Source organism: Paenibacillus xanthanilyticus (genome assembly GCF_042682185.1).
GTDB classification, from domain to species: Bacteria; Bacillota; Bacilli; order Paenibacillales; family Paenibacillaceae; genus Paenibacillus_Z; species Paenibacillus_Z xanthanilyticus.
Window position 1 is genome coordinate 3,628,915 of record NZ_JBHUHA010000001.1, and the last position, 14,618, is coordinate 3,643,532.

9 protein-coding genes are annotated in these 14,618 nt (G+C 54.5%); 1 reads left to right on the forward strand and 8 read right to left on the reverse strand.

What is annotated here, in order from left to right:
* Positions 1–171: 171 nt before the first annotated feature.
* The 7 genes from ACFSKT_RS15600 to ACFSKT_RS15630 all read right to left on the reverse strand — a co-directional run bounded on the left by ACFSKT_RS15600 (position 172) and on the right by ACFSKT_RS15630 (position 7,802).
* A complete protein-coding gene (locus tag ACFSKT_RS15600) occupies positions 172–963 on the reverse strand; it encodes a hypothetical protein (protein WP_377721896.1) in 792 nt (263 codons plus the stop codon).
* Positions 947–2,488, reverse strand: a complete 1,542-nt coding sequence (gene pilM / locus ACFSKT_RS15605; RefSeq protein WP_377721897.1) for a type IV pilus biogenesis protein PilM — start codon at positions 2,486–2,488, stop codon at positions 947–949. The genes ACFSKT_RS15600 and pilM overlap by 17 nt, the downstream gene beginning before the upstream one ends.
* Before the next feature lie 18 nt (positions 2,489–2,506).
* The gene (locus ACFSKT_RS15610) at positions 2,507–3,265 is read right to left on the reverse strand and encodes a prepilin peptidase (RefSeq protein WP_377721898.1); all 759 of its coding nucleotides are present in this window, start codon (positions 3,263–3,265) and stop codon (positions 2,507–2,509) included.
* A 72-nt stretch (positions 3,266–3,337) separates the two neighbouring features.
* Positions 3,338–3,793, reverse strand: a complete 456-nt coding sequence (locus tag ACFSKT_RS15615; protein WP_377721899.1) for a type II secretion system protein — start codon at positions 3,791–3,793, stop codon at positions 3,338–3,340.
* 62 nt (positions 3,794–3,855) lie between these two features.
* Positions 3,856–5,064, reverse strand: coding sequence for a type II secretion system F family protein (locus ACFSKT_RS15620; protein ID WP_377721900.1), 1,209 nt, complete (start codon positions 5,062–5,064; stop codon positions 3,856–3,858).
* Positions 5,064–6,113, reverse strand: a complete 1,050-nt coding sequence (locus tag ACFSKT_RS15625) for a type IV pilus twitching motility protein PilT (RefSeq protein ID WP_377721901.1) — start codon at positions 6,111–6,113, stop codon at positions 5,064–5,066. Before ACFSKT_RS15625 ends, ACFSKT_RS15620 begins: the two co-directional genes overlap by 1 nt.
* A gap of 18 nt (positions 6,114–6,131) precedes the next feature.
* Positions 6,132–7,802: a GspE/PulE family protein gene (locus ACFSKT_RS15630; protein ID WP_377721902.1), complete on the reverse strand. Its 1,671-nt coding sequence runs from the start codon at positions 7,800–7,802 to the stop codon at positions 6,132–6,134.
* A gap of 342 nt (positions 7,803–8,144) precedes the next feature.
* On the opposite strand from ACFSKT_RS15630, the gene ACFSKT_RS15635 reads away from it, so the two are divergent.
* A complete protein-coding gene (locus tag ACFSKT_RS15635; RefSeq protein ID WP_377721903.1) occupies positions 8,145–12,482 on the forward strand; it encodes a DUF5057 domain-containing protein in 4,338 nt (1,445 codons plus the stop codon).
* Between the two features lie 131 nt (positions 12,483–12,613).
* On the opposite strand, the gene ACFSKT_RS15640 is transcribed toward ACFSKT_RS15635, so the two are convergent.
* Complete coding sequence (locus ACFSKT_RS15640) at positions 12,614–14,605, reverse strand: hypothetical protein (protein ID WP_377721904.1); 1,992 nt, start codon at positions 14,603–14,605, stop codon at positions 12,614–12,616.
* Positions 14,606–14,618: the final 13 nt, after the last annotated feature.

Below are 14,618 nucleotides of genomic sequence, written 5' to 3' on the forward strand. Positions count from 1 at the left end.
TCGTGCAGGCGCGCAGGTCAGCCGCATGGTGTCAACCGGCCCCCGGATTGCTGCCCCTCGCACTGCCTCCCGCCGCGAAGATAGTACCAAGAAGGCTGTCTGCCCCGTCCGGCCGAATGCCAAAAAGCCCTGATCGCGAGATCAGGGCTTTTCATCGTCGTGCTTTGCCGCCTACGTGTTTGTTCCATCCTCCAAGGAATCGACCATTTTACCGATCGTCCCATCTTGCGTCTTCGTAGGTGCCTCGGTCTCCTCCGCGGCGTCGGTCGATGTGCCGCTTTCCGTAATCCGGGAGTTCGCTTCATTCTCCGGTACGTATTCCTTGTACGGCGTCTGGATATCATCGACCAACGGCAAGTAAGAAGGATCGAAGTATGCCGTAAACACGAGACTGGCCGTCACTTGCTTCGTGCTGTCCCGCGAATTGCCGGAAATATCGAATTTATCGACGACCACCAGGCGCTTCATGTTCTGGACGGCGTAGACGTATTTGCCGATGTCCGCTTCGCGGCCTTTAATGGAGACCGACACCTCGACCTTCTTGGCCGTCGACAGCGCGCTCGGCTCCGTGCTCTGGCCATCCCCCACATCTCCGGTGTCGATCGCTTCCTCGTTTTCCGCTTCCGTGTTCTTGTCCTCAATCGTAAAGTTGGCGGTCAGCGTATCCGCGAACGTGATCGCTTCGATCTGGTACAAATCAAGCAGCAGCTGCTCGGTGTTGTCCCACAGCGGCAGCGCCTCCTGCACGGCAGCCGCGTCGAAGCCCTCGTTCTTCTGCTTGCGCTCGTCCACTTTCTTCTGCAAAATCGCGCGCTGGCTATCAAGCGTAGATAGCTCGCTTTCCTGATTGGCAATCGTGTCGCCGGCGGGTTTCACCAAGTACATATAGAGCGCGAACAGGGCGAGGAACAATATGACCGCCAGCAGCATGACCGCGGTCCGGTTCTTACTCAGCTGTTCCATCGGCATTCCCCTCCTCTCCGGCATTCAGACTGCGCATCTTGACCGCGAAGGAAGCCGAATACGGCTTGCGCAATTCCGCGTCTTCCCCGGTTCGAAGCGTCGCGGTCTGCTCTTCTTTGATGATGGAGCCCATCGTGGCATCGGCCACGAACGACATGCGGCGAAGGTCGAACAAGTAGCGGGAGGCATCCCTCATGGTCAAGAAGCCGGCCGATACCGATATTTCGCCGGACGCCGAATAGTTAACCGTTCCGAGAATGGCCCCCTTCGGAAGACCGCGCTGCATCTCGGAGACGATGCCCACCACGTCGCGCTGCTGCGACTTGATGGCCGCGATCGTCGCCTGCGGGTTAATATTGGCATCGCTGCTTCCCGAGGCTAACTCGTTCTGAAGAAGCGCGAGTTCGTCATTTAGCTGAGTCATCATGGCCTTGTTGTCGGCGATCTCGCCTTTATTGCTGATATACATGTAGCTGGTGAGACCGAAGAGCAGCGCCCAGAGCACGAGCGTCCCCCCCAGCACCGCCGGGAAAATTCTCGCCTCCCGGTCAATGCGCGGCATTAAGTTAATATGGAACTTGCGTTCGTCCGGCAGCGTGAGACCGGACGCCACAAGATAAGGTTCGATACCGCCGTCCAGCTGACTGCCGCTTGCTTCCAGCGCCGAATAATCCGCTTCCGATACCGACATCTCCGGTTGCGATTCGCGGATGGCACTTAATAGTGCAGCCCGTGAATGCGCCGGACCTGCAAGGATCGTCCGCGAAATGCGAGAAGCTCCCTCATGGAGACCGAATTGATAGAAATTCAACATCCGCGACAGCTCTGCCGTCACTTCGGCCACCTGCAGCTCATTGAGCTTGCCACGCTCGTGCGCCGCCGTCTCGTTCAGATTGATCGCGCGCATGAAGATGGGATTGCCTTCGTGGAACATATAGATATCCAGGACGGATTCACCGATGTGCACGATCATCGTCTCGGTTGCCGGTTCGACTTGATCGGCGAATACGAGCTTCGCCAGCGCCGATGCGGCCAAATCCGCCCCCTTCACTTTCAGACCCGCGTTGTGCAGCAGATCGGCGCAGGTCACAATCCATTTGCTTGGCGCGGCGAAAATCAGCACCTGCGTGCTCTCCTCGTCCATCCCGATGCGGACGAAATCGTACACCGGATCCTCGAACGGCAGATGGAGCGTCGTCTCGACCTCTAGTTCGACCAGATGGCGGAGTTCCTTCGCGTTCGTCGTCGGAATTTTCATTTTGCGCACGATGATGAGCGAGGTCGGCACCGAGAAGGTCACGGAGGCGCCGGTCAGCTTCTGCGCCTTCACCCACTGCTTCAGCGCGACTTGAATGCTTTCCGGGTTCATGATCTGATCTTCGACGATCAACCCTTCCGGCAGCGGCAGGAACCCCGTCCGTTCAATCTCCCACTCTTTCTTTTTGCGCAAAGCGGCAAAACGAACGCCCGTCTGGTCGAACGTGATCCCGATTTTTTTGGTTCCTATGGTCCCTATGGACAACATGTTAAGTTCACATCCCGCTTATGCGAATAATATCGAGAAGTACCCGTCAATGATGGCCTGTCCGAAAGCGTACGCGATAAGCGAACCGACAGCCAGGAACGGCCCGAACGGGACCGGTTGTTTGCGTTCGATAAGGCCAAGCAGCTGCAGCGCGCCGCCCACGATAACCCCCAGCAAGCAGGCGAGCAGCAAGGCGACGACCGTGTTCGGAAACCCGATGACGAAGCCCAAGACCGCGAATAATTTGATATCTCCGAAACCCATCCGGCCGCCGGAGAACAGATGAACCAGCAATAAAATACCCCCGCCGAAAAGCGCGCCGACGAGATACTGCCAGAGCGGCAGCTCGTGATGAAGAACCCGGGCTGCAATTAAGAGCGGGAGGAAGAACAGCAACACTTTATTCGGAATCAACATATACTTGAGATCGGAAACGGTAATAATAACCGAAAGACTCGACAACAGTAAGGCGCTGATTAACTCCAGCGACAGTCCGAAACGAAGAAATAGGCCTGCAAACAATAAGCCGGTTACGAGTTCGCCGAGCGGATAGACGAAGGACACTTGCGCGCCGCAGTGGCGGCAGCGGCCTCTGGATAACAGCCAACTGAACACCGGGACCAGATCCCGCCTGCGCAGCTGCGTCTGGCAGCTCGTGCAATGCGAAGGCGGCCGAATGACCGATTGCTTCGCCGGCACGCGCAAGCCCACCACGTTGAAGAAGGATCCGCAGACGAGCCCGACAATGAACAGGTAGAGCGCAATCGCAATTGTCATTTGAACATGGCCACTTTCGTTTTAGGTTAAAGGAAAGGAACCGGAACGAGTTCCGGTTCCTTATAACAAAAATTAGTTAGTTGTGTCTTCTGCAGCCATTACTTGTGTTGCATTGAAGACATGGTTAGCTGTTGTGCCAGTACCTGCATTTGTGTTCAGCGTGACGCTCGTAAGTTGACCATCACCATCAAAAGTCACAAATGTATTTGCTGGGTCCAAAGCTACTCTTGTGCTTGGAAGCGTAACGCCAAGATCCATATAACCTTCGTCTTGCATCTCATCAAGAGTTACGTTTTGTGCACCTTGAAAATCTCCATTCTCTTCTCCAACAACATATAGTCGCGCAGCATCATAAAGTTGTCTTGCTGTTGCAACATCAGAATCCTCACGCGAATTGGCAATAATGTTACCAATCAGTGGTACAGCGATTGCTGCAATAATACCAAGGATTACAATAACCGCCAAAAGTTCAATCAGCGTAAAACCTTTTTCTTCCTTCTTCAGTTGCTTCATAGCTTTTGCAAACATACTTCATTCCTCCTACATGTTCTTCTTAATTACGGCCAGCGCCACCCTAGCTGGCCCGTGACTTACGACATTTGCTCGTACAGACTAAACATCGGCAACATTATTGACGCCACAATTATCCCGACAACTCCAGCCAAAAACACCAACAACAACGGTTCGATCAAAGATTTCAATCGATCGACGGTATTCTCTACATCCATCTCATAGAAATCCGCGACCTTCGAAAGCATCAGATCTAGAGAGCCCGTCTCTTCGCCAATCGCGATCATCTGCGTCACGAGCGGCGGGAATACCCACGCTTTCTTTAACGGATCTGACAATGGATTACCCTGTCGCAGGGAATCTGCCGATTGACGGATATACTTGCTTATAACTCTATTATCGACAACCTCTTCGACAATTGTTAGAGCTTGCAGCATCGGAACAGCACTAGCATACAAAGAAGAAAGCGTCCGGGACATCTGCGCAATAGCACCTTTTTGCGATAGCTTTCCAAAGACCGGAGCCTTCAATTTCATATATGCAATTACATAAGCTCCTTTTTCCAAACGACCGATAATAAAATAGCTAACCACCAAAGCAATCACACCAAGGAGCCACAAATACCATTGATTCGAAATACTGTTACTCATCGCCATGACCATCTTCGTAATCGTCGGCAACTCAGCATCCATCGACGCGAACATAGATACAAACTGCGGAACAACCGCTTTCAACAAATACACAACCGCTGCAATAGCCAAGAACCCAACGACGAGAGGATACGTCAACGCCGACTTAATCTTCTCTCGCGTCATATGCTCCTTCTCAAAGAACACCGCCAGCCGTTCCAGCGTGCCCTCGATATCGCCGGACTCCTCACCCGCGCGAATCATACTCGTGAACATTGCGGGGAAAATACGCTTATGCTCCTGGACGGCCGCCGAGAACGCATTGCCCTTCAGCAAGCTGCCGTGAACGGAGACGAGTGCTTTCTTGAGCGGCTTGCTCTCCGTCTGTGCGGCGAGAATACCGGTCGCGTCGAGGATCGTTACACCAGCTCGGATCAAGGTCGCGAACTGCCGGCAATACACGATGAAATGCTGCGTCTTGACCGGATTGCCGATATAAATATCCATCTGCAGGAACGTGTTCCGCTCTTCCTCGAGCGAAAGGACGATCAGACCGCGTTTGCGCAGCTCCTCGACCGCCGTCGACTTGTCCATCGCGGAAATCTTGCCCTTGAGCTGCCGTCCGCTGGAACTCTTCACATGATAAGCAAACTGTGCCATTAGTGAACACCTTCGCTTATATACGCTTTGGCGGTTAACGCATCAACAAGCCCTTGCTGGAGCATTTCCTTGATAGAAGCGTCCATCGTGTGCATGCCCTGCGCGCGTCCGGTCTGCATGACGCTCTTGATCTGATGAATCTTCTCCGTCCGAATCAAGTTCGCTACGGCCGGGTTATTCACCATAATCTCCGTCGCGCACATGCGTCCTTGCCCGCCGGATCGAGGCAGCAGCCGCTGCGAGATAACCGCGACCAGCACGGCCGCCAATTGAGCGCGTACTTGAGCCTGCTGATGCGCAGGGAACGCGTCAATAATGCGGTCGATCGTCTGCGGCGCATCCGACGTATGCAGCGTCGCAAAGACCAGATGACCCGTCTCCGCCGCCGTCACGGCTGCCGAGATCGTCTCGAGGTCGCGCATCTCGCCGACCAGAATGACGTCCGGATCTTGGCGAAGCGCGGCGCGCAAGCCGTTCGCGAAGCTCTTCGTGTCGTTGCCGACTTCGCGCTGATCGACGACCGACTGTTGATGTGCATGGAGAAACTCGATCGGATCCTCCAACGTCACAATATGTTTCTTCTGCGTCCGATTAATATAATCAATCATCGCCGCCAGCGTCGACGACTTGCCGCTGCCCGTCGGGCCTGTCACCAGAACAAGCCCTTGATGCTTGTTCGCGAGCGTCGCCAGGATAGGCGGCAGCTGCAGCTGCTCGAGCGTCGGAATCGCGGTCGGAATGGTCCGGATCGCAATGCTGACGCGGCCTCGCTGCCGGTAGGCGTTAATCCGGTAGCGCGAGCAGCCTTCTAGCTCATAAGAGAAGTCGACTTCGCCCGATTGTTCGAAACGCTCTTGCTGATCTTGATTGAGCAGCGCCATAGCCATCGCGCTCGCCGCTTCTGTCGAGACCAACTCTTCGCCGATCCGCTGGAGTATGCCATGTACGCGCATAACGGGAGGCGATCCGACCGAAATATGCAGGTCGGATGCCTTGCACTCATGTGAATGGCGCAGCAGGCCGATGATCTGGTCCAACCCTTCTGTCATTCGTCACCCTCCTGCTCGTTAATGGGATACCGTCTCCCGGAGTACTTCCTGCAGGGAGGTAATACCGCTGATCGCTTTCTCCAGACCGTCATCCATTAGCTGAATCAAGCCGTTCGCTTCCGCGGCACGGCGGAGATCCTGCACGGAAGTCTCCGTGCCGATCAACTGCCGGATCGCATCGTTCACGCCGAGCACCTCGTGGATCGCGACGCGACCGCGGTAGCCCGTCTTATTGCAGTTCCCGCATCCCGTGCCTTTGTACAGCTTGTCCGCCTTCAGACCGTGGCTGTGCAGGAAGATCATCTCCTGCTCGGTCGGCTCATAGGAGGTTTTGCAATCCGGGCAGACCCGGCGCACAAGACGCTGCGCGACAACGCCAACGAGCGAGGACGCGATCAAATACGGCGCGACGCCCATATCCCGGAAGCGCGTAATCGTGCTGACCGAGTCGTTCGTATGAAGCGTCGACAGCACCAAGTGGCCCGTTAGCGAAGCGCGGATCGCGATCTCGGCCGTCTCCGCGTCGCGAATCTCCCCGACCATCACGATATTCGGGTCCTGACGCAGGATGGAGCGGAGTCCCGCCGCGAACGTAAGACCGATCTGCGGATTGACGTGCACCTGGTTAATGCCTTCCAGCTGGTATTCAACCGGATCTTCGACGGTAATAATATTAACGTCTTCTTTGTTCAAATGTTGAAGAGCAGAATACAAAGTCGTTGTTTTGCCGCTGCCCGTCGGACCCGTAATCAGGATGATGCCGTACGGCACCTCGATCATCTCGCGGAAAATCCGCTGGTTATGACCGCTGAAACCAAGCTGGTCAAGCGCCTTCACGCCGATGCTCAGGTCGAGAATCCGCAGGACGATTTTCTCGCCATGGATGGTCGGCAGCGAGGAGACGCGAATATCAACGGTCTTGAAGTCGACCTGCATCTTGATCCGGCCGTCCTGCGGCAGACGCCGCTCGGCAATGTTTAGCCTCGCCATGATTTTGAGACGGGCCGTAATAAAGCCTTGCATTTGCTTCGGAATAACCCGTTCTGTCCGCAGCACGCCGTCGAGTCGGTACCGAATGGCGACATCGCTCTCGCCCGGATCGACGTGGATATCGGACACCTGAAGCTGTACGGCCTGCTGAATCATCTGGTTGACCAGTCGAACAACCGGGGAATCCTCGTCCGTAATCTCCGTCTCGCGAATCTCGTCCGCCGTCGTGGGCAGCTCGCCCATGATTTGGGACATCGAATCTTGAAGGCCATAATGCCGCGCGATGGCGCGCTGCAGCTCGTCCTTGGACGAAATCGCCGGCTCGATCCGGAATCCCGTCGACATCCGCAGTTCCTCGATCGCGAAGTAGTCGAGCGGATCGGCCATGGCCACAAGCAATCGGCCTCCGTCTTTTTGCAGCGGAATCGCCTGGTAACGTCTGGCCAGACTCTCCGGAATAATCTGCGTAATCGACGGATCGATCTGATATTTATATAAGCTGACGTGCGGAATACCAAGCTGATACTCTAGCACCTCGATTAGCTGCTGCTCCGATATATAGCCTTGCGTGATTAACAAGTCGCCAAGCTTCTGCTTCGTTTTGCCTTGTTCGCGAAGCGCCTGTTGAAGCTGCTCCTCCGAAATAACCCCGCTCTCGACAAGTAGATCGCCGAGTCTCTTTTTCTTTACGGTGCTCACGCTATGCTCACCATCCCATCCTTCCTATATTTGCGCCAATGAACTAAGTAACCAGAACTAGGGACTTTAGAACTATAACAAATTGTATCACGACAATGGGTTTATTTGGCCAAAAAAACATCTGTTTCTATGGCCTTAGAAGACTACAAATATTATATACATATGCCGATAAATATGACAATATTCGATTCTTATCAACTTAATCTCTATCCTTTTGCTTAGCTTACGATGTATAATAAGGAGGTGCAAGAAGTAGTTCTTGGGAACTGTATCAAACTGTAACATCTTCCTTCTTTGTGTAAGTTTTGCGTAAGAAAGATTTTGTAGTGGAGGTAGTAATAGATGAGTATGCGCACGAGTAAGCTAATTGCTAGAATGCTTATCGTCAGTCTGATCGTCACCCTTGTCGCGATACCCGGACTCCGCCCTAAGGAAGCGTTCGCGGATGAAGTCGACATCATCGCGATCAAGGCGGACATCAACTCGAGGTTTATTACGGTGGATGCTAGCAGCACGCTGGCGGCGATAAGCACGAGCGCCAACACGTCGGCCGAGCTATTCGAGCGTATCATGCAGAGCAGTGAAACTTATATTTTGCGCTCGAAGCTGAACGGCAAATATGTCGTAAGGGATACGAACGTCAGTCCCGCCAAGCTTAAGGCAACGGGGACGCGCTCAAGCGATGCGGAGATTTTCAAATTCGAACGCGCCAACGGCTTCGATTACTTTAAAGCATCGAATAATAATTACGTCACGGCAGAACGAGATACCAGCGGAGTCCCTCTTACTGTAAGAACCGGGACGAAAGGGAATTGGGAGAAATTCACCTTCTCCAACAATATTTCCAGGGTGCTGGAGATTACGGATTCCGGCGTCTCTGATTTACAACCCAAGCTGGCCGGACTGGCCAACGTTACGATCGAGACCGTCAGCATGAAACGTTTCGTCGCGCTTCGTGGCGAACTGGCAGGCAAGTACGACGTCATCTATATCGGCAAAGGCAATTACAATCCGACGATGCTGGAAAGTATGACAAAGCTAACTCCTGCTCAACGGGCAGAAAAGCATGCTACTAAAGGCCTGGCGAACGATATTACGCGATTGAAAGCCAACGAAATTGTGGAAGCCTTCATCCGCAAAGGCCAACTCGTCTATATCTATAACGATGTGGCCAACAAAGACGGACTTATCTATCAAGGCTATAAGACGGAGAACAAAGACAGCAACAACAATACGATCTCCACGACGTTCACCCCGAAGACCGGCATTCTGTACAAAACCTTCGCATCGTATGCGACCGTGACACGCAGCAACGTCAAATTCATTACGCCGGCCGACCTGAATAACATCGCCAGCCGGTTTACGTCGAGCAACGAGCTGCTCTATCAAAGGCCGACCTTCTTCTTGACAAGCCAGCCGGAACGCTTCGTGGACAAGACGAGCAAAGCGTACGCGCCTGGCGAACGCATTACCTTCAACTTCACGGTGCCGAATTACAACGAGTTCGCCTCGGACAACCTGACCGCCAACTTGTATATCGGGCTGGACCAGGCCGTGAAATTCGAGGCCGACCAGCAGGTGGCAACCGCGGTTATATCCGGCGGAAACGGCACGATCTCGTATGTGCTGCCGCGCGGCTACTCCGGACTGTATTATTGGAAACTCGAAGTCGTCGATTCGGCCAGCGAGCTGAAGAGCTATGATACGGGCGTCATCCGCTTCAAGGATAAAACGACCAACCTGCGTGTTCTGCAAATTATGCCCGGTTCGAACACGGGAAGCCGGTTGACGCTTGGGACCAACTTGAAGCAATCGTATCTGACGGACTCGACGCTGGATTACAACATCGCCATTACGACGGAGACGTTCGATACGTTCAAAACACGCGACATGTCTACGCTGAACGGTTCGTTCGATATGCTTATTTTCGGATTCGGCGACTCTTATAACGTCAATTCGGGGATATCGGATACCGCTGCGGCCGCCGTAAGGAAATATATTTCGACGGGTCAAAGCGTCATGTTCACGCACGATACGGTGTTCTCTAGCAACGGTACGCGCAATATCTGGATCAACAGCTTCCAGACCGACTCGGGACAGATTGCGCCTTGGACCGACTTGGGTCTGTCCGCCCCGGCCACATCCAAGGCCGTTACCAAAGTGAATGACGGGCTGCTTACGCTGTATCCGTTCAATCTGAACAATACGACGCCGTCCATTGCGACAACGCACAACCAATATTTCACGTTGGATCTGGAAGACCCGACGGTCGTCCCTTGGTACAACATTACCGGCAACAGCCGCGACGAGAACGACAGCTGGAACCACTATTACACGTATTCCAAAGGAAGCGTGACCTATACGGGCAGCGGTCATACCTCTACCGGCTTCGAAGATTGGGAGCAGCGGTTGTTCGTCAATACGATGTACCGCGCGTTCATGGGTTCCAACCACGCGCCAGAACTCACGGTTGCCAACCCTGTCAGCTACACGGCGGAGAACAACAACTTTATACCAAACTATCAACCGATCGTCATCAACTTCACGCCGGAGGATTACGACTTCGAGGATCGTAACCTGACGGCCGAGATTAAGTTCTATGATGCGAACGGCAGCGAGCTGACGGGCTTGCGCATTCCGGAATTCACCACCCCTTCCGGGACGGTGGTTCAACGGACGATCGACAATCCGCTGCCGAACGGCGGCGATCTGAAGATCGAAATCACGGTGAAGGACAAGACAGGAGCTATCGACCGCGAGACGATTCCGGTTAAGGTGAAGGTCATCACGTCCAACCTTTCCGTCGACCGTGCGATCACTGGTCTTCTAGCCAACAACCGAATTGAGAAGAACGAGTCCGCTCAGATTACGTATACGCTGACGCCGCGCGCGATCGAGAAGTCGCCGGGCTTGGATGCCTCTACGCTGAAGATTACGAACCTGACCTTCCGCGAGAAGCTCCCTGCCGGCCTGGATATCGTCGGCGCATTGCCGCCTGGCATGACGATCGACCGGACGACGCCGAACGGATATACGTTGAGCGGCACGAGGCCCGACATCGCCTATAGGTTGGCCGCTAACGGCAGCAGCTACATCGCTTCCGCGGACAGCTTTACGATTACGGTAACGCCAACCCGCAACGGTTCGTATACGCTGAACGATTCATCGCTGACGTTCTACGATGTCGGCGCGAAGACGCCGCTGACGCTGCCTTTCCCGGTCAAGTCGTTCGAGGCCATTACGAAGGCGACGCAGATCATTATTGATGACAAAGAATTGGCCAAAGGCGACAGCTACCGGATTCCGGTCGTAACGACGCCGGATGATGCAACTACGCTGCTCAGCTGGACGTCCAGCAAGCCAGCCATTGCTACCGTCGATGCTTCCACCGGTTACGTCCAGGCAATGGCAACCGGAACGACGACGATTACCGTCACGGATTCGATAAGCGGCAAGACCGATACGGCGATTATCACCGTTATTGAACGCGGTCTGTCGATCAGCGGTCCTGACACCGTATCTGTCGGGCAATCGATTGATCTGACCGGCATGTTGAAGGTTCCGAAGTATGAAACTATCAATCCCGGCTCGATGAGCTGGAGCATCTTCAACCCGTCGAACGGAACGGAAGGCAAAGGTTCGCTAAGCGGGACGGGTGACTGGACCCGAACATTGACCGGCGAACACACGGGCACCGTCAAAGTCATCCTGAGCGTGACGACGACAGATTCGATGACCGATGACTCAAGCGCCAGAACCAAACGTTATGACTACGAAAAGACGATCACGATAACACCGCCGGGACTTAGCCTTAAACCGATTACGAACAAAATCGCCGTGGGCGACCAAGTTCCGCTCGAAGGACTCTTAAAGTCCTCGCTTGGCAACCTGCTAGGCAATAATCTCATTAGCAGCGTCACGTGGAGCTTGAAAGGCAGCAACGCCGGCGGCAAGGCAAGCTTTGTGAGCACGAACACCGACACGAATCTGACGAATACACTGAACGCCACGCAAGCAGGCGATGTGACGGTTGTCCTCAACGTGAGGCTCCTTGGCGGCCTGGTCAATACGAACATTCTATCCGCTGAGCTTCCGCTCACGATCCTGAACCGCGCGCCTGACCTGGGCGGTCCGATAACGATTGGTGCCGGTAATTCACCTCAGCTACCGTTCACTTGGGATGGCGAAGGCGGAGCACCGAGCTTCTCGTATACGCCGACTTGGGAATTGGTCGGCGCCGAACCGGGCAACACGGCCGCGATCAGCAATAGCGGCAGCAACAACGGCCAGTTAACGACCACCAAAGCCGATGGCGGCATTCTGAAGGCGATCGTCTCAATCCCGACGCCTGCCGGACCGATCCTGACGGCCGAGAAGACGATTAATGTCGTCAATCTGTCGCTGCCGGCGCTCACGATGCCGCAAGGCACCGTGAAAGACCTGCGCAAAGCGCTGACGACGGCGAAGGAGCCGCTGCTGCAGGTGGTTCCAAGCTCCCTGCGCACCGCATTGATCGATAAAGTTCGATTCAGCAGCGATAACTCGAACATTGTTAGCTTCTCCGCTGACGGCGACTTGGTCGGCAAGCGGGCGGGCACGACGACGATTAACGTGACGCTGACCGACCTCAATCTGACGATTAAAGTCAAAGTCACCGTCACGAACACCGATAAGTACTAAGCATTGAACAACGCCGAACGGCTGCGCAGGATCCTTCCCGCGCAGCCGTTTTCTTTTGTAAGCGTAGGGTAACGAAACGCAAAGAGAGACTGCTTCCCGGGTATTCGCCCGGTTCGCAGCCTTTCTTCATGCTATTCCTTATTCGACTCCAGCTTCTTCTTGCCGATCTGCACCCTTACTTTATCGACGCGGGGCAAGCCCGTGCCTTGGTTAAACACCGCCCCGTTATAGTCGATCACGAAACGCGCTTGCTGTTCGGTTAAAGCGGATTGCGGTGCTTCGAAAATAATCTGAGCCTGCGCTTCGCCGGTGATTGGATCTTTCTCCGTGCCGAACTTCTCGGTCGTATTGCCCAAGACCGCATTCACCTCGATGCCTTTCTTGGCGAAGAAGCCGCCGTGTATCCAGAAGAGCGAGCCGACGCCGTACAACTCTGCATTTTGATCCGTATAGAAAAATCCGTCCAACGTATAATTGCTTTCGCGGTCATACCCTTCCTTATTGGTCGAGCTGTCGCTCAACGATTGGAACGAATCTACCCGGTACATCTCGATCGGACCGTTCGCGATGAGGACGAATACCTTCTGCATCCCGCCTGCCGTTACGCCGCGAATCTCGGCATCCATCACGACGTTCCCCGCTTGGCCGGTCTGCTTGTTCACCGCGCTGCTGAGCGTATACATCGTGGAGTCGATGTTCATCTTGCCGCTTAGCGTCACGTTGCCCACGACCAAGATGTTAGCTCGAATATCGACCGGAGCGCTATCGTCGTTCAGGACGTTCAAATTCCCGTTTACGATCAGCCACTTTCGCTTTTCAATCGCGGCGCTCTCCAAATCCTTGTCCGCGAACACGACTTCCTTCAGCTCTTTGCCGAGCGTAAGATCACCGTCGATGATGATCGGGCCTGTCATATTCGCAAGCGCGGCCTTCAACTCGTTCATCTGCTCCGTGTACGCCTGCTGCTGCGCCTCGGTCGGATTGGAGCCGAGGGCGGCCGGCTGCTGATATTTCCATTTGCGCCCTGAGTAATTGAGCTGGTACTGATTCTCGACCTTCTGCATGAGCTGCTTACCCGGATCTTGCGTCCAGCTGGCGGCGTCGCTTCGGTATTGCTGGACCCATTGGTCGCGCAGATTCTCGTCCAGGCTGCCCGTCGAGTCGAAGGCTTTGTCCACGAACGTCTCGCCGACGTTGATCGACAGGAACTTCTTCGTCTCCGTTTCTTGCACGGACAGACCGTGGAAACGCTGCTTATTCGCTTCTTCTTCGAGGTTCTCTTTCGTCAACGGAATATAAGGCGGCGTGTTCTCATCGCCGGATTGCTCGCGATAGCCAATGTTGCTGACGTTCTGAATATGCACCTGACCCGCTTCCAGATCGGCGGCATCCACGCCGCCGATCGCCGCCGAATCCACATCGCCCGGCTTCACGTAGAGGAATTGCGTTGGTGCGTCTAGATTCTCATTCCCTTTATAGTCATAGTTGGCGATGTTCTGAATTTTCAAGTTGCGCCCCGCATAGATATTGCCCTTGAAATACGGAGAGCCATTAATGACAACGTCGCCTTCCGAAGACCCCATAGCGTAATAGAGGAAATCCGGGAAGGAGTTGAGCGTCACGTCCTGCGTCAATTTTCGCGTGACTTCGTTTACGGTCGCCTTCGCCGTAATCCGAATCGTCCGTAGGAAGCTTTCCCCGCTCGCATCAACCTTCGTTGGATCGCAATATACTCTATTGCGAATCAACAGGTCCGTGCCCACCGGCGCTCCATTGGCAATGCAGATCCGATCAATCTTATAGCCCGGCGCTTTGGCCGCGTCTATCTCCGACGATTGCGTCCCATAGTAGTCGCTGTCGATGGCATCGGATATAAACTTCTGGATGCCGGCCTCCAGCTCTTCCGGCTTAAACGACTTCCCTTCGAACCGCGTTATGATCCGGGCAAGCGCTTCGCTCAGCGCTTTGTCGGCCAGGTGCAAGGTTTGCACGTTATCCTCGCTTTTCTGGCTTCGCACGGCTCCGCCGACGGTAGCGCCGAGTATGGCGACGCCGAGCAGCGTGAAGAGCAGCAGCATGAATACCACGAGCAGGAAGGCAGAGCCTTTTTCATCGCGTATCATCTGGTTCTCCCCC

Coding starts and splice junctions, on each gene's coding strand:
- ACFSKT_RS15640 (WP_377721904.1), bottom strand. CDS start 14,605: ATGATACGCGATGAAAAAGGCTCTGCCTTCCTGCTCGTGGTATTCATG.
- ACFSKT_RS15620 (WP_377721900.1), bottom strand. CDS start 5,064: ATGGCACAGTTTGCTTATCATGTGAAGAGTTCCAGCGGACGGCAGCTC.
- ACFSKT_RS15615 (WP_377721899.1), bottom strand. CDS start 3,793: ATGTTTGCAAAAGCTATGAAGCAACTGAAGAAGGAAGAAAAAGGTTTT.
- ACFSKT_RS15625 (WP_377721901.1), bottom strand. CDS start 6,113: ATGACAGAAGGGTTGGACCAGATCATCGGCCTGCTGCGCCATTCACAT.
- ACFSKT_RS15600 (WP_377721896.1), bottom strand. CDS start 963: ATGGAACAGCTGAGTAAGAACCGGACCGCGGTCATGCTGCTGGCGGTC.
- pilM (WP_377721897.1), bottom strand. CDS start 2,488: ATGTTGTCCATAGGGACCATAGGAACCAAAAAAATCGGGATCACGTTC.
- ACFSKT_RS15635 (WP_377721903.1), top strand. CDS start 8,145: ATGAGTATGCGCACGAGTAAGCTAATTGCTAGAATGCTTATCGTCAGT.
- ACFSKT_RS15610 (WP_377721898.1), bottom strand. CDS start 3,265: ATGACAATTGCGATTGCGCTCTACCTGTTCATTGTCGGGCTCGTCTGC.